This is a genomic window from bacterium (assembly GCA_020444325.1).
Classification (GTDB): Bacteria; Bacteroidota; Ignavibacteria; order SZUA-365; family SZUA-365; genus BM516.
Genome location: JAHLLD010000002.1, coordinates 186414 through 207614, shown reverse-complemented (window position 1 = coordinate 207614; position 21201 = coordinate 186414). Strand labels below are relative to the sequence as shown.

Sequence of the window (21201 nt, the reverse complement as noted above, 5' to 3'; positions counted from 1 at the left end):
TAATCTACACCGTGCCGGAAAATTGCGACCAGTATGCGTGCACAGCGGCAGCAAGGTTCTGTTCCGCCTGTCGCATCGCGTCGTCTTCATCCGCATCTTCCGGAGTGATGCAAAGCACAGCATGCAAATGCATTTCCTGTGCAAGCCGCGGAGCGTGAGCGGAAGTCCTGCCCGCGAATGCGACCACGGGGATTCCGCGCGCGTGCGCTTCCCGTGCGATGCCGCCAATGACCTTTCCCTCACCACTCTGCGCATCGAGACTGCCCTCCCCGGTAACGACAATATCTGCATCATCCAGCGCGGAGGAAAATCCTGTGAGGTCGCGGACCGTATCGGCGCCGGACTGCAGGGACGCATTACAGAATGCGGCAAGGGCAAATCCGAGTCCACCGGCCGCGCCCATGCCCGGAGCCGTGGTGTCGACGTCCCGTACATCCCTGCAAACGACTTCCGAAAAATGGGCGATGGACCGATCAAGACGCCCGATGTCTTCGGTGTCAACGCCTTTCTGTGGTCCGTACACAGCCGTCGCCCCGCGCGCGCCGCAGAGGACATTGCGCACGTCGACGAGCGCAGTGATTGGAGGCAACTGCAGGGATGCGGCATGCTTCACTGCACGCACACGCTCGAGGGATGTGTACACATCCTGTCCCGTCTCGTCAGCATACGTAAACGCATACCCAAGCGCCTGTGCGCAACCGAGTCCGGCATCATTCGTGGCGCTGCCACCGAGTCCGACCAGGCAGGACCGTGCCCCCGCGTGAGCCGCTGCAGCGATCAGCTGTCCCAGTCCTGTACTGCGCAGATGGCGGGGATCACGTTCGCTGTCGGCGACCAGTGTGTAGCCGAGAACGGCGGCACTTTCGATCAGCGCGCGTCCATCACGCATTTCGAGCCAGGCAGCTTCGATGCTGTTTCCCGACGGATCCTGCACCGTTGCCGCATGCCGTGAGCCTCCGCGTGCGCGTTCCACGACTTCGAGTGTTCCTTCCCCACCGTCAGCCTGCGGCAGCAGAATACAGCGAGCCGCCGGGTCACTGCGGTGAATGGACTCCGCGATGACTTCGGCGGCTCGTATGGCACTTATCGAACCCTTGAATGAATCCGGTGCGACGAGAACGTTCACAGATCAGCGGGCGATGTTGAACGCAGCGACGCCCGGATAGAATCCGGTGGTATCAAGTTCTTCTTCGATGCGCAGCAGCTGGTTGTACTTCGCAATCCGGTCAGAGCGCGACGCCGATCCGGTTTTTATCTGTCCGGCATTCATGGCGACGGCGATGTCAGCGATGGAAGAGTCTTCGGTTTCACCTGAGCGGTGGCTGATTACGGAAGTGTACTTCGCACGCTTCGCCATCTCGATGGCATCGAAGGTCTCGGTGAGTGTTCCGATCTGGTTGACCTTGATGAGGACGGAATTGGCGATACCCTGATTGATACCTTCCGCCAGGATCGCGGTGTTGGTGACGAAAATATCATCGCCCACAATCTGGCAGCGGTCACCCAGGCGATCCGTCATTCTTTTCCATCCCTCCCAGTCATTCTCTCCGAGTCCGTCTTCAATGGAGATGATGGGATATTTATCCACGAGATCGGCGTAGATTTCAATCATTTCGTCAGCGGATTTCAAACTCTTGTCCGATTTGAAGAAGCGGTAGAGCCCGCTGCCGTCGTCCTGTTTCTCGTACATTTCGCTGGCGGCCACATCGAGCGCGATGTAGCAATCGTCGGCCGTATACTTCGCCATTTCCATGGCCTTGAGGATGTATTGAATCGCTTCCTCGTTGTTCGCGAGGCTGGGTGCGAAACCGCCCTCGTCACCGACAGAGGTGTTGAGTCCCGCGTCGCTGAGTACTTTTTTCAGTGCGTGGAAAATTTCCGCACCGCAACGGAGCGCTTCCGCGAAAGTCGGCGCACCATACGGTACAATCATGAATTCCTGGAAATCCACCGTGTTGTCAGCATGCTTGCCGCCATTGAGGATGTTCATCATTGGCACGGGCAGACTCTTGGCGTTCGTGCCTCCCAGGTAACGGTACAGTGGCATGTCGAGCGTTTCCGCAGCAGCGCGGGCAATGGCCATCGACACGCCGAGGATGGCGTTGGCGCCGAGACGTGATTTGTTGGGTGTACCGTCGAGTTCGATCATGTAATTGTCGACGCCGACCTGATCGAAGGCGTCCCATCCAATGAGCTCGTCGGCTAGGACGTCATTGACATTTTCCACGGCGTTGAGCACGCCTTTTCCGTTGTAACGGTCTTTGTCCCCGTCCCGCATTTCGACGGCTTCCCGCTCCCCTGTCGATGCGCCGCTGGGAACGGCTGCGCGTCCGCGCACGCCACTGTCAAGTTCCACTTCGACTTCCACGGTGGGATTGCCGCGGGAATCGAGAATTTCCCGTCCGATGATATCAACGATGGTCGTCATGGTATGTACTCACTTCCTCTATGAACGAATGTGAAAATCTGTTACAGGGGTTTGACTTCCGGACCGAACACGCGGGCGGCAACACCGGCTGCGAGCTGCTCCGCTTTCTCTGCGGTCGGGGCTTCAGCGATGATACGCATGATGGGTTCGGTGTTGGAGGCGCGAAGATGGACCCAGCCTTCGGCGAAATCCACACGCACGCCGTCTTCGCTGTTAATGCGCTCGGCGGCATAGCTTTCACGCGCAGCGCCGAGCACGGCTTCGGTATCGAGTCCCGCCGTCGAATACTTGAACTTCCGGATTTCATAATGCGGGAGAGTGGCACGGAAGGCTGAGGCGGGACCTTCATGCTTTGCCAGCGCGTGCAGCACCAGAGCCGTTCCGACAAGGGAATCGCGTCCCGCATGTACGGTGGGAAGAATGACTCCACCGCTCCCTTCGCCGCCCACGATCGCATTGTGCTCGCGCATACGCCGCACGACATTGATTTCTCCGACCGGAGAACGCAGCACACGCGCACCGAACAGCTCCGCCACATCGTCCACCGCCCGCGTCGTAGATAGGTTGACCGCAACAGCCGGAACACCCTCGTCCGCCTGCATGGAAGAAAGCACGCTGTACACTGCCGTTGTCACCGAGTATTCTTCTCCGAACGGTTCGCCATTCTCGGTAAACAGCACCAGCCTGTCGGCATCAGGATCCACGGCGATCCCGAGATCCGCGTGATGCTCGCGTACGGCTTCTCCCAGGGAAACGAGGTTCTGCGGGAGGGGCTCGGGTGTGTGCGGAAACACGCCGCTGCCGTCGCAGGCCACGGGAATGACGTCACAACCCAGCAATTCGAGCAGACGCGGCACGACAATACTGCCGGATGCGTTGACAGCATCAACAGCGACGCGAAAGTGGCGCGCGCGGATGGCTTCAAGATCCAGGAATGGAATGGCGAGAACGCGGGCGATATGCTCGTCCAACGGTTTCTCGACCGGCAATACTGATCCGAGCGTGTCCCAGGCAACGGACAGGGCCGAGCCTCTGTCGGCCATTGCAAATACTTCGGCATTTTCTTCGGCGTCGAGAAATACGCCGGAGGCGTTGAGGAATTTCAGACCGTTCCACTGCTCCGGATTGTGACTGGCCGTTATGGCGATGCCACCGCGCGCGTTGCTGTGTTCGGCATGCAACTGCACGGTAGGTGTCGGCACCATGCCCAGTTCCAGCACGTCAATGCCGTTGAACTGCAGGACGGCCCGTGCTAGATCGGTGAGTGCGCGGCCATGGGGACGTCCGTCATACCCGAGGACAATGGGTCCCCCACCGCACCATCGTGCGAAGGCGGAAACGTATGTGAGCACAGTTTCCGGGACCAGCGTCTCCCCCACGATGCCGCGAATGCCTGAAATGCTCCTGATGAGTGTTTTCATCAATGGAATAATCGTGATGTTCCGGGAATCGACCTCGTGTTCTTGAATCAAAACTACAAAGGGGCACCGCAAGAGTCAAACCTTCAGCATCGCCCTATTGCACTTTTAACGCTTCTTGGCTAGTTTTTGATGATTATCTGGAATTTACATGCGATTTCTTCCCAGGCTGCAAGTATCACCCGCCCAATTCGAAGAGCGCAGCAGGCGGATCAACCTCGTCATGCTGCTGCTGATCGGACTCGCCCTGACGAGCCTCGTCCTCGAATATGGCTTCTACTTCTCGGATAGCTACGAGCAGGTGTTCCGTATCGTGGATCTCGTCGTGCTGTTCGCGTTCATGGTGCAGCAGATGTTCAAGCTGTTGATCGCACCGGACCGCTGGGCCTATTTGTCTGCGCGCCGTGTAGAATACCTGCTGACATTTTCTCTTCTCCTCGCCGTGGCCCTCTACCCGCTGCTTATCAGCAGCTATGAAGCCCTTCCCGAGCGCTGGCGTGTGGGCAGCCTGACTTCCGTGTACATCGTGCTCGCCCAGTCGGTCATCCTCGCGGATATCATTTTCGGGGCCGTACGCATGAGCCGGCGTCTCAGCAGTCTGCACATCCAGCCTGCACGCATTTTCATCGCAAGCTTCGTGCTCGTGATTCTGACCGGGACCGTCGCCCTGCTCCTCCCGCGTGCGACCGTGCACGGAATTTCCGCCACCGACGCACTGTTCACATCGACAAGTGCCGTGTGCGTGACGGGACTCATCGTCGTGGATACCGCCACGGCGTTCACGCCTTTCGGACAGATCGTCATTCTCATGCTGATTCAGATCGGTGGACTGGGACTGATGACGTTCACGACCTTTTTCACTTTGTTCAGCGGACGCCTCAGCATCAAGGAACGCGTTCTCATGCAGGAGATGCTCAACAGGGAAAGTCTCGGCGAAGTGCGGCAGACACTCAGGAATATCATCGCCGTCACACTGCTGATCGAACTCATCGGTGCAGTATTCCTCTACTACAGCTGGGGCGACGTCGCCTTCGGCTCGGAACGTGCAAAGATCTTCAGTTCACTGTTCCACTCCGTTTCCGCATTCTGCAATGCGGGATTCTCGCTCTTCAGTGACAATCTCGCGGTATCGGGTGCAGCGATGAACGTGCAGCTGAACCTGGTGATCACGTCACTGATCATCCTGGGCGGTCTCGGATTCATCGCCATCGTCAATGTCGTTCGTGTGCGTCCCTGGGGCCGACCTGGAAGCCGGTTGCGCTACCGCCTCACCGCGCATACGCGTCTCGTACTCGCCAGCAGCGGCATCCTTATCGCAGCAGGCATGCTCCTGTTTTATTTCATCGAATACAATAACACGCTGCATACACTCAGCTGGTGGGAAAAAATTCTGGCTTCATTTTTCCAATCTGTCACCACCCGCACCGCAGGCTTCAACACCACGGATATCGGTGGCATGGCGGTCCCTTCCACGCTGCTCTTCCTCGTCCTCATGTTTATCGGCGCTTCACCGGGCTCCACCGGCGGTGGCATCAAGACAACAACGGCGTCGCTGGTATTTCTCTCAGCCATGAATCATGTGCGTGGAAAACCCGCGGTCTCCATAGCAAAACGGCGCGTGCAGCCGGCATCGATCGAACGCGCGTATGCCGCGCTCCTGTTCGGGCTCGGACTCATTGTTCTGACAGTATTCCTGCTGAGCTTTTTCGAACCGTTCCCGCTGCTCGATATCACATTTGAAGCCGTGTCGGCAGCAGCAACGGTCGGACTCTCACGGGGCATCACATTTGCCCTGACGGATGCAAGTAAAATCATTCTCGTATTTACGATGTTGATCGGACGTGTCGGTACACTTACCATGATGATGGCGCTCACGCGACGTGCGCCACTCAGCAGGTATGATTACCCCACGGAACAGATCGTCGTCGGATAAACCCGGAGAATTCTCATGGTTAAGCGTTTTGCCGTCATCGGACTCGGCTATTTCGGAAAGAATCTCGCGCGTGAACTCACCCAGAATGGTGCGGAGGTCATCGCTATCGACAATACGATGACAAAAATCGAAGAGATCAAGGATGAAGTCGCGTATGCCGTTCGACTCGACAGTACGGATGAAAAAACCCTGCGCAACCAGGGGCTCGAAGACCTCGACGGGGTCATCGTATCCATCGGCGAGGATTTCGAGAATGCACTCCTGACCTGCGTCCTGCTGCTCGAATTCGGCTGCAAGAACATCATCGTCAAATCCACATCTCCGATTCACACGCGTATTTTCAAGAGCGTGGGCGTGCACAAAATCGTATCGCCTGACCTCGATATGGCACAGCGACTGGCGGGCTCCCTGATCAGCACCAGCATTCTCGATGCCATTCCGCTCACCGACCGCTACAGCATCCTGCAGGTCAAGGCCCCCACGTTCATGGAAGGTCGTACGCTGAAGGAACTCGATCTGCGGCGTGAGCACAATGTCAACCTCATCACCATCAAACGAAAAAAGGATGTCATTTCGGACGGACCCGAAGACATCATCGGTGTGCCCATGGCGGATACGAAAATTGAAAAGCACGACACGCTGATTCTGATGGGAGAACGCAACAGTATAGAAAGGCTGGTGAAGGATTAGGATGTCCACCCCCCTGAAGAAGCATCCACCGCTGTTCCATCGGGTCCTGCTGGCACAGCTCTTTCTGCTGCTCCTCAGCTTCGTTACCGTCGTGGTGCTTCTCGATTACCTGTTCGTCGAGGGACTTTCCCTCTACATACAGCGCTCACCCATCATTCTCGTTCCCGTCGTCCTGGCACTCATCGGTTTTGCAGGACTCGGTGCTCTCTGGGCGTCTGGCAGCTCATCGGTACCGCTCGATCGCATCACGTCCCTCCTCGACAGGGATACCGATGCGGAAAGCGTGCTGGCAGAGCTGGAGGACGCTCGGACCGAAGAGAATGCAGCGTTGGTCAAGGCACTGCATGGACACCTGAAACGCAACGCGCATCGCTACCGCGCACGTCCCTTCTACTTCCAGATCGACGCGCACCTTAATATTCATGCAACGGATGCGGACACGGCCGCGCGACTTGGAAGCGTACCGGGCGAAATCTCGCGGCAGAATCTGCTAGACGTTCTCTCCGCCGACACAGAGGACGCAGCCACACTGCGGGCGGCATTGCACGCCGCGGAAGAACCGGGCGAAATCGATCTGCATTTCATCGGTCCGGCAAACCGCCCCATCATTGCACGCGCACAATTGCACCGGCTGCCCGGCGATCGCTGGCTGCTCCTGGGAAATGATATACGAAGGGGATGAGGCCCGGACGGAAAGGACGTTGCCTAGAGGGGAAGGATGATCCGGACTGCAGGACGATGAGGGCTGAATCCTGCGGATATGGGATATCTATCCGAATCTTCGACCTCACGGCTTTCTTCGAGCTGCACAACAGCGAGTCCGACAACGGTTCCAATCGCCGCACCGACGATGGTGTCAGAAAGCCAGTGCTTGTCTGCCATCACACGCTGCAGCACGGTTACTGTGGAAAATGTATAGAGGAAAACAGACAGGGGGAGACTGCCCACGCGGCGCGAGAGCGTGGAGGAAAGTGCGAATGCGGATGTGGCATGGCCGGATGGATGAGACCAGTACGCTTCATCGAAGCGGAAAAAATGGAAGGCCCCTTTCCCTTCGTCGGTGAATGGACGAGCGCGGCCCAGAATGGTTTTCAGCAGATGCGTGATGAAGGTGCTGTAAATCTGTGACTGAATGATCATACGCCCTGTCACACGGGTCCACTCATCGTCGAACGCCAGTCCCCCGCCATACATCCCGAGTCCAAGCACACCACCCGTGAGTCCGCTCCCGTAATAGTCTCCTACCACCAGCCAATCGTCCGTCGCCTCCGTCCGATGTTCCTGCGACCAGCTGCGAACATCATCATCCACTGTCCAGGCCGCCACTCCGGCCGCGGCGATAAGTCCGGCCGTCAGCCAGTCTCGCCCATCAAAATCAGCGGGAGCGGAAAAGATATCTCCGGCATCATCCACGAACACATCGAAATCATGATCGATAGCGCCTGACACCCTGCCCTGCGCATGAACGCCAGACACCGTCATGCACAGATACACGAGCACCAGTGCAATCGTCAGTCGGTATGTTTGCGCAGTGTGATGACGCATTCGATATGATAGGTGTGAGGGAACATATCTACTGGAGTGATGTTTTCGACGGCGTAGCCGTACTCCCGCAGCATGCCGCAGTCACGCGCGCTTGTGGCGGGATTGCAGGACACATACACGAGCCGCTCAACGCCAGAGCTCCCAATGGCCTCGACAACCTTGGTGTGCATGCCGGCACGAGGCGGATCCGTAATGATGACATCAGGTATGGGAACGTCCGGCGGTGCCTCGTCCCCGAGAAAGTTCACGATGTCGGCACAATGGAACTCGGTATTGTCTATGGCATTGTCCTGTGCGTTCTTTCTTGCGTCTTCTATGGCCGATGCGTTGAGTTCCACACCGACGACATGCCGCACGTGCCGGGCGATAAACAATGATATCGTACCGGTGCCGCAATAGAGGTCCCAGACGATGTCATCCTTCAGCAGTGCCGCGGCCTTCTCGGCGAGACTGTATAGTCGCTCCGCCTGCAGGGTATTGGTCTGGAAAAACGATGTCGGGGAAATACGGAAAATATTCTCTCCGAGCTGATCCCGAATACTGCCCTCCCCGAAATACACAATGTCCTCATCACCAATCGCAACGGATGACTTGCGGTCGGTCACTCCGTGCACGAAAGTGGTAACACCGAATTCCTCTCGCTGGAGAAGCTCCGCGTACTGCGGCATAATGTCCTCACGCCGATGCGTCGAAACCAGGTACACCATGCGCTCGCCGGTGTGCTTGCCTTCCCGGATAACCAGGTTCCTCAGATCTCCTGTATGCGTGCGCGTAGAATACGCGGGTACGTCATGCTCGAGGAAAAACGTGCGCGTCGCATTGAGAATCGCATTGCTCTCGGGCGACTCCAGGCGGCAATCGTCGATATGAAGGATGCGATCGTAGCGTTTCGGGATATGCAGTCCGAGTGCAAACAACTCGGCATCGCGGTCGATCACACCCAGTTCATCCGGCATGAGCCAGCGCATTTCTCCGAAAGAGAACTCCATCTTGTTGCGATACCAGAAAGGCTCAATCGCCGGGAGCGTGTCCTGCACTGGAGGAGTCTCAAAGCCGCCGACGCGCGTAAACGCATCGATCACGTGCTCCCGTTTCCAGTACAGCTGTTTGCCGTAATCCATGTGCTGCCATTTGCAGCCACCGCAGACGCCGAAATGCCGGCAGGCGGGATCGACGCGGTCAGGCGACGGTGAGAGCAGTTCTTCCACCCGTGCTTCGGCAAACTGCTTCTTTTTCCTGTACACCTGCGCTTTGACACGGTCGCCGGGCACGGCGCCGTCGACGAACACCACCATGTTACCCACACGGGCCATCGAGCGTCCTTCAAACGCGGCTTTTTCTACATCGATTTCAAGAACATCGCCCCGTCTGATGACAGGGACTTCGGACGTATTTTCAGACATGGAATCGGTAATGTGGCTGAGACAATAGTGGGATCAGTACACCGCCCTGTAGCGCTTCAGGCCGGAGTACAATTCAAAGGTGATCACCTTGATGACACTGGCGACGGGCACGGCGAAAAGCATGCCGAGAATGCCGAACAGCTGCCCCCCGATCAGAATGGTAAAAATAATGGTCAGGGGATGCAGCCGCACGCTCTGCGAGATGGTCAGCGGCTGAATGATGGAATCGTCGAGAAGACGAATCAGCGTGAAGGTGATCAGGATCAGCGGAACCTGTTCAAAGGTGCCGAGTGTAATGACGGAGATTGTGCTCGCGACCAGTGCAGCCGTAGGTGGACCGAGGTAGGGCACAAGATTCGCCATGGCAGCGACCAGTCCGATGAGCATGTAGTTCGGAATATCGAGGAGCCACATCGAGAACGTCGTCACAATGCCGATCACAAATGCGTCGAGGAGAAGGCCACGAAGATATGCCCCGAGCGACCAGTCGATCTTGTGCAGAATGCTCAGCGACATTTCAAAAAACTGGTTCGGGACGATTTCGATAAGAGACTTCTTCAGCTTCCTGCTGTCCTTGAGCATGAAGAATGTGGAGATCAGCGTCATCACCACGAAAATCATCAGTCCTACAATTCCCGAGGCGATGTTCAGGATGTTGTCGAACATCATGCTGACCAGATCTTCAATCCGTGTGGTCAGATGCAGATCGCGGACGCCAAGAAACGAGAGTGAGCTGACAATCTGCTTCTCGAGCTGCGGAATACTCTTACGCATTTCACCGAAGCTCACGCGTTCCTGCAGCACCATGACCTGATCGTACAGCAGCGGCGAGAGGAAATATGCCACAACGAGGAACGCCCCGAGCGATAGCAGAAACATGACGGTCGACGCGAGGAGCCGTGGCATGCCATGGCTCTCGAGCCAGTCAACAGCAGGCGTGATGACGAATGCGAACAGCATGGCCAGCAGCAGTATCGCCACGATGGAGCCAATGGTATACACCGTCAGTGCCAGCAGCAGTGCTACGGCGAGCAGGAGAAGTACGATGAGGATCTTGGTGTTGGTCAGCATCTCAGGGTGCTTCCTTCCTTGCGATCTCAGCTAGCAGACGAGCGTTTTCCACGCTTGCCTTGTAGAGGCGTTCCGCCAGAATACCGGCGAGTTTGGCGACCACCTTCACACCGATCCTGGGACGCGTTTCCAGAAGTGAGAACAGATCCGGCTGGAAAAATCCGAAGAGCTTGGTGTCTTCATAGGCCACGGCGCTGGCATTGCGGGGACGCTCATTGAACAGTGACATTTCTCCGAAGAAATCGCCTTTCGACAGGCGCGCTATTTCCGTAGAGCGGCTTTCGCTGACAATCGACACTTCCCCAGCTTCGACGATGTACATGCCGAGACCGGGATCGCCTTCACGGAACACATACTCACCCGCGTGATACTTGCGCCGGTGCAGGATGCGCTCCACCGCTTTGAGATCGCTGCGTGAGAGTCCTTCAAAAATCGGGACGCCGCGCAGCAGTGTGAGGAGATTCTTCTCCGGGTCGCGCTGGAAGAAGCTGCCCCAGAGGAAGGATGACGGTTGATGTTGTTCCTGATCGGCCATGGCTATCCTAGGACGTGAATTTCCAGGTTGTCCCCTCCCGCGAATCCTCGAGTACGATACCCAGCTCTTTGAGTCCGTCACGAATCCTGTCGGACAGTGCGAACTGCTTTTCCTTCCGCGCTTCCGTACGGAGATCGATGAGCAGCTGCATCACGCCCTCGAGCTTCTCATCGCCGCCCTGCACCTCGGCTTCCTCGCGAAGAACGCCGAACAGCGTCACGCCGACGCGCTGGAGAAAATCGGCAAGCGCATGGCGTGATGCATCGGACATGCCATCGTCTGCTCGCAGCACACTGTTCGCCTCGCGCGTCATTTCAAACAGCGCACCGAAGGCGGCGGGAGTATTGAAGTCATCATCCATCGCATCGGTAAAGCGGGTTTCCCATGCGGCGACATCGAAGGCCTGCGTCCCTGCTGCGGTAGCACGCAGCGTATCGTAGAGACCCTGCAGTTTCTGGAGCCCGGTTTTCGCAGCCTCGAGTCCTTCGTGCGTGAAATTCAGCGGACTCCGGTAATGCGTCTGCAGGTAGTAGAAACGCAGCACGGTGGCGGGATACTTCTCCAGGATTTCACGGGCGGTGAAGAAATTCCCGAGCGACTTCGACATTTTCTCGTTGTCGATGTTCAGGAAACCGAAATGGATCCAGTAATGCGCGAACGGTGCACCGGTGAGGGCTTCGCTCTGCGCGATCTCGTTTTCGTGATGCGGGAAAATCAAATCGTTGCCGCCGGCATGGATGTCGAACGTTTCGCCGAGGAATTTCTGCGACATCACCGAGCACTCGATATGCCAGCCCGGACGGCCGCTGCCCCAGGGTGCATCCCAGGCAGGTTCACCGGGCTTGGCGCTCTTCCACAGTGCGAAATCGACAGGATTTTCCTTGCGCGTATCCGCTTCGACGCGGGAACCCACGACGAGGTCGTCGATATTCTTGCGGCTGAGTTTGCCATAGCCATCGAAAGCGGAGACACGGAAAAACACATCACCGTCTACCACGTAAGCCGAACCGCTGTCGATGAGTCCCTGGATATGCGTGATGATTTCCTCCATCGTTTCCGTTGCGCGGGGATGCACGTCTGCGGGACGAATACCGAAACGCGCGGTGTCTTTAAGGAAAGCGTCTGCAAACGTATTTGCCACCTGCGAGGAAGACACTCCTTCCTCATTTGCACGGTTGATGATTTTGTCGTCGATGTCCGTGATGTTCATCACGTAAGTCACCCGGAAACCACGGAATTCGAAATAGCGCCGGATGATATCGGACATGACGAAAGAACGTGCGTTGCCGATGTGAAAGAAATCGTACACCGTGGGACCGCAGGTGTACATCCGCACCTCGCCTTCGCTGATCGGGGTGAAGGATTCGACTTTTCGCGAGAGCGTATTGTAGAAAGCGATGGACATAAATGGATCTGATTTGATTGTGAAAATGCGTGTGCTACACCATCAGCTCGCGCGCACTCTGTAAGGCGGCGTCGGTCACCTTGTCGCCGCTCAGCAGGCGTGCGATTTCACGGGTGCGCTCTTCCCTGTCGAGTACGGTCACGGCGGTGGACGTCCTTCCGTTTCCTACGTGCTTTTCGACCAGAAGATGCGCATTGCCGACACCTGCAATCTGCGGGAGGTGTGTGATGGTAAGTATTTGATGTTCTTTCGCAAGCTTCTTCATGGCGTTGCCGACCTTCTTGGCGATACCGCCACTGACACCAACGTCGATCTCATCGAACACCATGATGGGAATGCGGTCACGCCCCGCAAAGATGGATTTCAACGCAAGCATGATGCGCGAGACCTCACCGCCGGAAACCACTTTATGCAACGGTTTCACTTCCTCTCCCAGGTTCGTGGACAGCTGAAACTCTATGTCATCCCAGCCATACTCATCCGCGGAGACAGGAACACCGTCCTGCAGAAGATGCCGCTCATCAGCAGCGGTCGCGGGTTGCTGGCCGAGTTGTGTCTCAAACACTGCGTGCTTGATACCCAGCTCCGCAAGTTCGGCCGATACACTTTTCGACAGCGTGGCTGCGGCTTTCCTGCGGGCTGCACTGAGCGCTGACGCCGCGGTGGATGTTTTCGCTCGCAAGGTTTCGGTCTGCCGCTGCAGGTCTTCAATGCGGTCGTCGATGGAATCGAGTCCGTCGAGTTCTTCCTGCAGCTGAGCGCGCTTTTCGAGAAGCTCCGAAAGCGTGGCACGGAATTTCCGTTTCAGCCCGGTCAACTCCGCCAGACGGTGTCGCAGCTGCTCGGCCCGATCAGGAGAAAAATCGATACTCTCAAGGTAATCCCGCACCGAGCGCGCAATTTCCGCGAGTCCGGCAGATGCGCCTTCCACTTCTTTCTGCATTTCCTCGAAACTGTCATCGATATTGCGCAGCTCGGTAAAATGCCTGTCGCAGCGGCCCAGCATGTCGACAACGTTCTGATCCCCGTCGTACAGGAGATCAAGGATGGCGTTAGCCGAGACAGCCAGCTTTTCCGCATGCTCGACCACCTTGAGATCGCGTTCGACTGCTTCGTCCTCTCCTTCTTCCGGAGCGACCATGGCAATTTCTTTCAGCTGATGCTCAGCCACGAGACGTCGTTCGTCTATACGATCGCGGGTGCGAAGCGCTTCGGCGAGTTCCTTCACCGCGGCGGTGAAGTCAGCGTACAGCGCGGCGTAGGAGGAGAGCTTGCCGGCGACGGCGGGGTCGGAGTCGAGAATATCGCGATGGGTTTCCGGCCGGAGAAGGGATTGATGCTCGTGCTGACCGTGAATGTCGACGAGACGATCACCAAAGGTGCGAAGGGCATGGACCTGTACGGGCGTATCGTTGATGAAGGCGCGGCTGATCCCTTTTGCGGAGACTTCGCGTCGCAGGATGAGCACCGGCTGCCAGTCGATGTCCATTTCCTCGAGAGCGGGACGCATATGCTCAATGACGGACGCATCGAGTTCAGCCTCGACAACCGCCTTGGCACTCCCCTGGCGCACCATGGTCGTGTCGGCGCGTTCGCCGAGTACGAGTCCGAGCGCATCAATGACAATGGATTTTCCCGCCCCGGTCTCCCCTGTCATGACCGTCAATCCCGGTCCGAAAGGAATGCGGATTTCCTCGATCAGCGCGAAATTCCTGATAACAAGCGAGGTCAGCATGTAAACCCTGTAGCTTCCAGTAACAGTTGGAGCAATCTAGACCTTGCCCGGGTGACTTGCAAGGCAGGATACGGTCCTTCATTTCAAAACGACCATGCAGTGGACACCGCGCTTCATCATCGAAGCAGCGTGTACCCGGATCAGCCCTCTCCTTCCTCTTCCGGCGCCCAGAACGTGAAGTTGGGAATATCGGTGCGGAGGCCGTGGAAAAAGGCCATCTGGAAAAAGTTCTGCAATCCCTCCTGCGCATCCGGTGTGAAGCGGTAGCGGTAGTGGGGTGGCAAAGCAGACGTGACATCCGTACGCAGTCTGTGTTCCTGCAGAGCCTCATCAAGTGCAACGAGCACGTCGCTGTCAACGCTGTCTCCGGCACGCCGTACAGCATCGTCTATCGCGGAATCCATGCGGGCTTCCCAGCCGATGAAGATTTCACGTACAAAGGGCAGCTGTGTGAGGTCGAACCATTCATCGATCATGTCAATCACCGAGGCATCGCCTTCCGGCCTGCGCTCTTCATGCGAGGGGAACAGCAGTGCATCGACAGCCGCGAGGGCTTCTCCGGGCTCCTGCTTCATGGGAAAGAAGCGCGGATACATCCGGTATTTCTCCTTGAGAATCACCTCGGCGAGCATGGTATCGATACCGGGTTCACCGTAATAGCCGACGCTGCTGATTTCCCGCAGTCCTTTCCGGAACTGCAGGAGCACCTCGCCTGTCTCTCCTGTCGCGGCGACGCACGCGCCGGGCATGATGACGAGATCACCCTCCCTCTGCGCGAAGAGCAGCGGCGAGGCCAGAGCCATGTCTACTTCCCCCTCGAGAAGCTTCCAGGCGGTGTCGGCGGGCTGCTGTTCGATGCGGTCGAGCATGGGACCCGCTTCCATTTCGAAGGCGCGGAGCAGGTCGCGGTTGCGTTTGTGTTCCTGTGTGCTGAGTACTGGCATGATTTGCATTATGACGAAAGGAGACACGCACGGGCATGTCTCCTTTCAATGAGAAAAAAACAGTCCTGTTTACGTGGTCTTCGCGCGAACCTGCTTGGCGGCAAGGTTGCGAAGATAGAACAACTTGGCGCGGCGCACATTTCCCTGACGCACCTTCACCACCTTGGCGATGGACGGTGAGTGGATGGGGAAAATACGTTCGACGCCGACGCCGTTGGAAACCTTGCGCACGGTGAAGGTACGCTTGAGTCCGGCGCCTTTGATGCCAATGACGATACCCTGGTATTCCTGGATACGTTCCTTGTTCCCTTCCTTGACGCGCACGTGTACGTTCACGACATCACCCGGTGCGAATTCCGGCAAGTCGCTGCGCATCATGGACTGTTCAATGAGATCGACTTTGTTCATGGTGTTCTCCTACGATGTATCTCGTCCAATAGATTCAATATACTGCAATTCTCAATCATTTCTGTTTCGCCGCCGGGGCGCCTCATCCAGCAGATCCGGCCTGCGCTGTCGCGTGATGCGGGCCGCTTCCTTGCGTCGCCACTTCTCCACGCGCTTGTGATCGCCGGAGAGCAGGTCCTCAGGCACGCGACTGCCGCGGTATTCCGGGGGACGTGTGTAGTAGGGGCAGTCCAGCTCTCCGTCCATGAATGAATCGCTGAGCAGCGATTCTCCATCCCCGATCACTCCGGGGATGAGGCGGACCACGGAATCAATAATGACCGCCGCGGCCAGTTCCCCACCGGTCAGCACATAATCGCCGATGGAGAGCTCCATGGTAACCAGCTGGTCGATGACGCGCTGATCGATGCCCTTGTAGTGTCCGCAGATGATGATCAGGTTCTCGTGCATCGACAGCCGCTTGCAGCGGTTCTGATCGTAGACCTCGCCCATGGGCGTGGTGAGAATAACCTGATCGTAACTGCGCTGCTGCTGCAGCATCTCGATGCATTCAAACAGCGGCTCCGGTTTGAGAATCATTCCTGCGCCGCCGCCATAGGGTGTGTCATCAATCGTGCGATGCTTGTCATGCGTGAAGTCGCGGAGGTCGTGCAGTTCGATCTGCACGTAGCCGCCTTCCTGCGCGCGTTTGACGATGCTCTCGCTCAGTGGACCCGTGAACAGCGACGGGTGGCCGGTAATGACATCAATCCTCATCGACATCCTCGAACAGCCCGGGCACGGGCGTTACCACGATGCGTTTTTCCGCCGTGTTCACGCTCTGGATGAAGTCCGGCACGGCGGGGACCAGGACCTCGAAACCGTGGTACTCGACCACGTACACATCGTTGGCGGGGAGCAGCAACACGTCGCGCACGCTTCCCCGCGCTTCTCCTTCAGGCGTTTCCACCTTGCAGCCGATCAGATCATGGACGAAGTAGCGTCCTTCAGGCGGCGCTTCCATCTCGTCTTCCGTCACATAGAGGTTCAAACCGATGAGGTCTTCCGCGGCATCGCGGTCCTCAACGCCGGCGAACTGTACAAAAACGGTAGCAGGCTGTTCCGAGACGGTTGAAATCTCCATTGTGCGGACATTCTCAGCCTCCTCGCCGACGAGCACCTGCTCGAGGCTTTCAAATCGACCGGGGATGTCGGAATGGGACTGCACTTTCACCGCGCCACGAATGCCGTGCGCGGCGACAATGCTTCCGATCAGACAGAGTTCCTGTGCCATGACATCAGCGGACTGCCGTGGGAAACGACGGTCTTATTCCGCCTTTTCTTCAGCGGCGTCGTCAGCAGCAGCTTCCTCAGCCGGTGCTTCTTCGGCGGGTGCTTCAGCAGCAGCGGCGGCAGCGGCCTCAGCCTCTTCCTTCGCCTTTGCTTCTGCTTCGGCCTTGGCTTTGGCTTCTTCCTCGGCCTTTGCCTTGGCTTCCGCCTCGGCGCGGCGCTGGGCGCGGAGCTGCTTCTTGGAAACGGTCTTCGCCTTGCGCTCATCCTTCGCCTTCTGCCAGGCCTCGAGCTCCTGAGCGATTTCATCTTCGCTCTTGCCCTTGCGGAGAAGGTGGAAGTGCAGCATGATGCCCTGGTCGCTGAGAAGGCTGCGAACGGTATCGGACGGCTGGGCGCCGACGCCGAGCCAGTACAGTGCGCGTTCCTTGTCGATTTCCAGCTCTGCCGGAACCGTCAGCGGCTTGTACTGACCAATTGCTTCAATAAAACGACCATCACGGGGCGAACGAGAATCGGCGGCTACGATCTTGTAGATCGGCAGTTTCTTACGGCCTCTTCTCTGCATACGAAGTTTAACCACGGAATTGAACCTCCAGGGAGAATGATTAGTTGTAGACGTTTATGAAAATTTCTGGTTCATCATGCCTTTGGCGAACTGGCGCATGCCGCCGCGCGTCAGGCGTTTCATCATTTTCTGCATATCGGTGAACTGCTTGAGCAGGCGGTTGACATCCTGCACCGTCGTGCCGCTGCCCGCGGCGATGCGCTTGCGTCGGCTTCCGTTGATGATCGCGGGTTTCTGCCGCTCTTCGGGCGTCATCGACTGTATCATCGCTTCGATCTGGACGAAAGAGCGGTCATCGATTTCCACACCGCGGAGGGCCTTGCCGAGTCCGGGTATCATCTCCATCACCGACGAGAGCGGACCCATTTTCTTGATGGCCTGCAGCTGCGAATAGAAATCCTCCAGCGTGAACTGGTTCTTCCGCATTTTCTGTTCGAGCTTGGCTGCTTCGTCGGCATCGAACTGCTCCTGCGCCTTTTCGGCGAGGGTGACGATATCGCCCATGCCGAGGATGCGTGAGGCCATGCGGTCGGGATGGAAGGCTTCGAGCGCTTCGAGCTTCTCGCCGATGGACGCAAACTTGATCGGTTTGTCGACCACGCGGCGAATCGAGAGTGCCGCACCGCCACGGGTATCACCATCGAGCTTCGTCAGCACCACACCGTGATAGTCAAGACGGTCGTGGAAGGCCTTGGCCGTATTGACAGCATCCTGACCCGTCATTGAGTCGACCACGAACAGGATTTCGGTGGGATTGACGCGCTTCTTGATATCGGCGACTTCCTGCATCATCTGCTCATCGATGGAGAGACGTCCCGCCGTATCGATGATGATGACATTGCAGAGATTCTTGCGCGCGTATTCCAGCGACTCCTCGGCGATCTTGACCGGGTTTTTCTCATCGCCCGAGTACACCGGGATGTCAATCTGTCCGGCCAGCTGCTTCAGCTGTCCGATAGCCGCGGGACGATACACGTCACCTGCGACCAGAAGCGGCTGCCGGCCACTGCTCTTGAGATGCTTCGCGAGCTTGGCACTAAACGTCGTTTTACCGGAGCCCTGCAGACCCGCCACCATGATGATGGTCGGTCCCGTCCGCGCATAATTCAGATCCACACGCTCCGAGCCCATGAGCGAGACCAGCTCGTCATGCAGCACCTTGACGATCTGCTGTCCGGGCGTCAGGCTCTTGAGCACATCCTGCCCGAGCGCCTTTTCCTTTACATTTTCAATGAAATCCTTCGTCACCTGGAAGTTCACATCGGCTTCCAGCAGGGCACGGCGCACCTCCCGCAGGGTTTCGGAGACGTTGTCTTCCGAAATGCGGTGCTGCCCCTTTACGCGGCGAAGGGCATCTTCTAATCTGTCGGACAGTGCTTCAAACATATTCTTCTTGCGTACTGATTGTTTACAACCGTACTAGCTAAGAAAAATAAGGAAGTTACAGGAATTTTCCCAATGAGGGTGAGAAGGGAAATTACCCGATGAGGAGTCATGCAGGATTCTCGTCTCTTCCTCCAAATGATCGCTTATCTACCGAAGTACCTGGAAGGTGACATCACGAGTGTTTTCCCGGTATGTGAGTACGGCGATGTAGGTGCCGGGTGCGAGCGACGTGACATCGACGGAATGGTAATGCGTGCCGGAAGTGGATAAGCGATCGATCTCCGTGCGCAGCTGTCTGCCGAGGATGTCATAGAGCCGGAGCTGCACCGCCCCATGGGCCAAAATCGTTCTGCCAGTATGTCTGCGCGTCCGTTGTGGCGGACAACGTGCATACCATGAGAAAAAGCAAGTAGACAGATCTCATGCATACCCTCCAGGCTCTTGATGTCAATCAGCAATAAGTGGACACCAATAGCGTGAATCGGTTACGAAGCGACTGTCTGCAGGAATGATGTAAGAAAGAAAAGGATGGAATCAGTCCACTGCAATAACGGGAAGGGAAAGGTAGGAAGTCTGCGTGTCGGGTGCGGACAGCAACGTGCCGCGGACGACGCCGCGTTCGATGCGGTCGAGGCGCACGGGGAGGATGCTGTTTTCCATACCGGGCTGGTAAGGGATTTCAACGCGTACGTAGTTACTCGTGAAGCCGCCGATCATGCCGTGATCGTCGACTTTCTCGAACAGTACGTCCAGCGTGCGGCCGAGCTGGGACTGGTAAAAGGCGCGGCGCTTTTTCTGCGAAAGCGAACGCAGCATACGATTGCGTTCCGCTCGCTGCTTTGGATGCACCTGCTCCTCAATTTCCAGCGCATCCGTTCCGGGACGCTCCGAGTACGTGAACACGTGCAGGTATTCGAGTGGGATGTCCGTCAGAAATCGATATCCCTCCTCGAAGCGTTCGTCGGTTTCTCCCGGAGCGCCGACGATGACGTCGATGCCGATGCCGCAGTCGGGCACGGCGGTGAGTATCGCATCGATACGCTCGCGGAAACGGCGGGTGTTGTAACGCCGGCGCATGAGGCGCAGCACATCATCGCTTCCCGATTGCAGCGGGATGTGGAAGTGATTGCACATGCGGTCAGACTCCGCGGTCAGCCGGATGATGTCGTCGGTGAGCAGATTGGGTTCGATGCTGCTGATGCGCAGGCGAAAATCGCCGTCCAGCTCATTGAGCGCAAGCAGCAACTGGTAGAGATCCTCATCGGTGCCGCTTCCGAAGTCTCCGACGTTCACACCGCTCAGCACGATTTCCCGGAAGCCCTGGCCAAGAATGTGTCGCGCGTGATCGACAGTACGGGCAATGCTGTCGCTTCGGCTGCCGCCCCGGGCCATGGGGATGGTGCAGAACGAACAGCTGTAGTCGCAGCCATCCTGCACCTTCAGGAAAGCGCGAGTGCGTTCGTCTGCGTCCGCTGCCGCGGAGGGACCAAACTCGGTGACGTCATCCACATCATCGACGATGATGCGCGGACCCTGTTTCTCCAGTGCCGGATTGAGGTAGTCCATCACATGGAATTTCTCTTTCGAGCCAAGCACGAGATCCACGCCCTCAATGGAAGCAATCTCCTCGGGACGCAGCTGTGCGTAGCAGCCGACCACAATCACATAGGCATCGGGTGAACGCCTGAGTGCCTGCCGCACCAGCTTGCGCGCTTCAGCATCCGCCTTCGACGTCACCGAGCAGGTGTTGATCAGGACGACGTCACTGCTGTCCTTGAAATCAACAACGTCGAATCCCGCACCTGTAAACTGCTCACGCAGCGTCACGGTCTCGGTGTAGTTGAGCTTGCAGCCCAGTGTATGCATGCTTACGCGTTTCATAAGCCTGTAAAAAAGGAAAATTTCGCGGAAATAGAAAGGCAGGACGAACGCCCTGCCTTCCATTCTCCGTGTTCGCCGTTGCTACTTATGCATGATCTGTTCTTTCAGCGACCATGCGATAGAAAGGACTTCGCTCTTACTCTGATCGTCGATTTCACGTCTTTCGCAGACGGCCATGATGTCGTCGACGACGTGCATGTACTCCGCCTCGCTGATATTCATACCGCGATGCGTCGTTTCCATGTCCCGTCCCTTGTACGCTGCCGGTCCCCCACTGCCCATACTAAAAAAATCAACGGTGTGTTTTTTTATCTGGGAAAGGAGTTCCGGCTTCTCCTTATAGGGAAGAAAGCGCGCGGAGACTGCTGGATTGCTCATATGCTGGTCGACAATATCGTCGACGAGCGCGGTAATTCCCTCTGTGCCACCCAGGCGCGCGTACAGCGTATCCTGTGCTCTATTTTCCATTGCGTACTCCTCGATGTCTGTTGAACTGAATGTCACAGCAGCATGGAACACGATCACGGTCCGCGAACGTTGCTTCCTCATTGCGCATGGAGAATGATGCTGCGTTGACCTCAA

Annotated in this window: 21 protein-coding genes; 3 read left to right on the top strand and 18 right to left on the bottom strand. The window is 57.2% G+C overall.

Annotated elements, in window-relative coordinates:
- Positions 1–4 precede the first annotated feature (4 nt).
- The 3 genes from KQI65_03655 to glmM are packed head-to-tail and all read right to left on the bottom strand — an operon-like array spanning position 5 to position 3849.
- A complete protein-coding gene (locus KQI65_03655; GenBank protein ID MCB2203819.1) occupies positions 5–1126 on the bottom strand; it encodes a glycerate kinase in 1122 nt (373 codons plus the stop codon).
- Positions 1127–1129: 3 nt separating this feature from the next.
- The gene (gene eno / locus KQI65_03650) at positions 1130–2428 is read right to left on the bottom strand and encodes a phosphopyruvate hydratase (protein ID MCB2203818.1); all 1299 of its coding nucleotides are present in this window, start codon (positions 2426–2428) and stop codon (positions 1130–1132) included.
- Between the two features lie 41 nt (positions 2429–2469).
- Positions 2470–3849: a phosphoglucosamine mutase gene (gene glmM, locus KQI65_03645; protein MCB2203817.1), complete on the bottom strand. Its 1380-nt coding sequence runs from the start codon at positions 3847–3849 to the stop codon at positions 2470–2472.
- A gap of 148 nt (positions 3850–3997) precedes the next feature.
- On the opposite strand from glmM, the gene KQI65_03640 reads away from it, so the two are divergent.
- Genes KQI65_03640 through KQI65_03630 form a run of 3 tightly spaced genes read left to right on the top strand, consistent with a single transcriptional unit; the run spans position 3998 to position 7151 of the window.
- Positions 3998–5779, top strand: coding sequence for a TrkH family potassium uptake protein (locus KQI65_03640; GenBank protein ID MCB2203816.1), 1782 nt, complete (start codon positions 3998–4000; stop codon positions 5777–5779).
- 15 nt (positions 5780–5794) lie between these two features.
- A complete protein-coding gene (locus KQI65_03635; protein MCB2203815.1) occupies positions 5795–6469 on the top strand; it encodes a TrkA family potassium uptake protein in 675 nt (224 codons plus the stop codon).
- 1 nt (position 6470) lies between these two features.
- A complete protein-coding gene (locus KQI65_03630) occupies positions 6471–7151 on the top strand; it encodes a hypothetical protein (protein MCB2203814.1) in 681 nt (226 codons plus the stop codon).
- 23 nt (positions 7152–7174) lie between these two features.
- Here KQI65_03630 and KQI65_03625 read toward each other — a convergent pair whose 3' ends face one another.
- From KQI65_03625 to KQI65_03555, 15 genes are all read right to left on the bottom strand, one after another.
- On the bottom strand, positions 7175–8014 hold the full coding sequence (locus KQI65_03625; GenBank protein ID MCB2203813.1) for a phosphatase PAP2 family protein: 840 nt from the start codon (positions 8012–8014) through the stop codon (positions 7175–7177).
- The gene (rlmD, locus tag KQI65_03620) at positions 7981–9417 is read right to left on the bottom strand and encodes a 23S rRNA (uracil(1939)-C(5))-methyltransferase RlmD (GenBank protein MCB2203812.1); all 1437 of its coding nucleotides are present in this window, start codon (positions 9415–9417) and stop codon (positions 7981–7983) included. The genes KQI65_03625 and rlmD overlap by 34 nt, the downstream gene beginning before the upstream one ends.
- 33 nt (positions 9418–9450) lie before the next feature.
- The gene (locus tag KQI65_03615) at positions 9451–10488 is read right to left on the bottom strand and encodes an AI-2E family transporter (GenBank protein MCB2203811.1); all 1038 of its coding nucleotides are present in this window, start codon (positions 10486–10488) and stop codon (positions 9451–9453) included.
- Position 10489: 1 nt separating this feature from the next.
- On the bottom strand, positions 10490–11023 hold the full coding sequence (locus KQI65_03610) for a cyclic nucleotide-binding domain-containing protein (GenBank protein MCB2203810.1): 534 nt from the start codon (positions 11021–11023) through the stop codon (positions 10490–10492).
- Positions 11024–11030: 7 nt separating this feature from the next.
- The gene (gene cysS, locus KQI65_03605; protein MCB2203809.1) at positions 11031–12428 is read right to left on the bottom strand and encodes a cysteine--tRNA ligase; all 1398 of its coding nucleotides are present in this window, start codon (positions 12426–12428) and stop codon (positions 11031–11033) included.
- Between the two features lie 34 nt (positions 12429–12462).
- Positions 12463–14163 carry a DNA repair protein RecN gene (gene recN / locus KQI65_03600; protein ID MCB2203808.1) on the bottom strand — a complete coding sequence of 567 codons (1701 nt, stop codon included), beginning with the start codon at positions 14161–14163 and terminating at the stop codon, positions 12463–12465.
- A gap of 140 nt (positions 14164–14303) precedes the next feature.
- Positions 14304–15107, bottom strand: a complete 804-nt coding sequence (locus tag KQI65_03595; protein ID MCB2203807.1) for a hypothetical protein — start codon at positions 15105–15107, stop codon at positions 14304–14306.
- Positions 15108–15176: 69 nt separating this feature from the next.
- The gene (gene rplS / locus KQI65_03590; GenBank protein MCB2203806.1) at positions 15177–15515 is read right to left on the bottom strand and encodes a 50S ribosomal protein L19; all 339 of its coding nucleotides are present in this window, start codon (positions 15513–15515) and stop codon (positions 15177–15179) included.
- Between the two features lie 51 nt (positions 15516–15566).
- A complete protein-coding gene (trmD, locus tag KQI65_03585; protein ID MCB2203805.1) occupies positions 15567–16271 on the bottom strand; it encodes a tRNA (guanosine(37)-N1)-methyltransferase TrmD in 705 nt (234 codons plus the stop codon).
- Positions 16261–16788, bottom strand: coding sequence for a ribosome maturation factor RimM (rimM, locus tag KQI65_03580; GenBank protein ID MCB2203804.1), 528 nt, complete (start codon positions 16786–16788; stop codon positions 16261–16263). The genes trmD and rimM overlap by 11 nt, the downstream gene beginning before the upstream one ends.
- Positions 16789–16821: 33 nt before the next feature.
- Positions 16822–17352, bottom strand: a complete 531-nt coding sequence (gene rpsP, locus KQI65_03575) for a 30S ribosomal protein S16 (protein MCB2203803.1) — start codon at positions 17350–17352, stop codon at positions 16822–16824.
- Positions 17353–17406: 54 nt separating this feature from the next.
- Entirely contained in the window at positions 17407–18738 is a 1332-nt protein-coding gene (gene ffh, locus KQI65_03570) for a signal recognition particle protein (GenBank protein ID MCB2203802.1), read from the bottom strand.
- A 147-nt stretch (positions 18739–18885) separates the two neighbouring features.
- Entirely contained in the window at positions 18886–19080 is a 195-nt protein-coding gene (locus KQI65_03565; protein MCB2203801.1) for a T9SS type A sorting domain-containing protein, read from the bottom strand.
- A 192-nt stretch (positions 19081–19272) separates the two neighbouring features.
- Entirely contained in the window at positions 19273–20682 is a 1410-nt protein-coding gene (gene mtaB, locus KQI65_03560; protein ID MCB2203800.1) for a tRNA (N(6)-L-threonylcarbamoyladenosine(37)-C(2))-methylthiotransferase MtaB, read from the bottom strand.
- An 18-nt stretch (positions 20683–20700) separates the two neighbouring features.
- Entirely contained in the window at positions 20701–21087 is a 387-nt protein-coding gene (locus KQI65_03555) for a group 1 truncated hemoglobin (protein ID MCB2203799.1), read from the bottom strand.
- Positions 21088–21201: the final 114 nt, after the last annotated feature.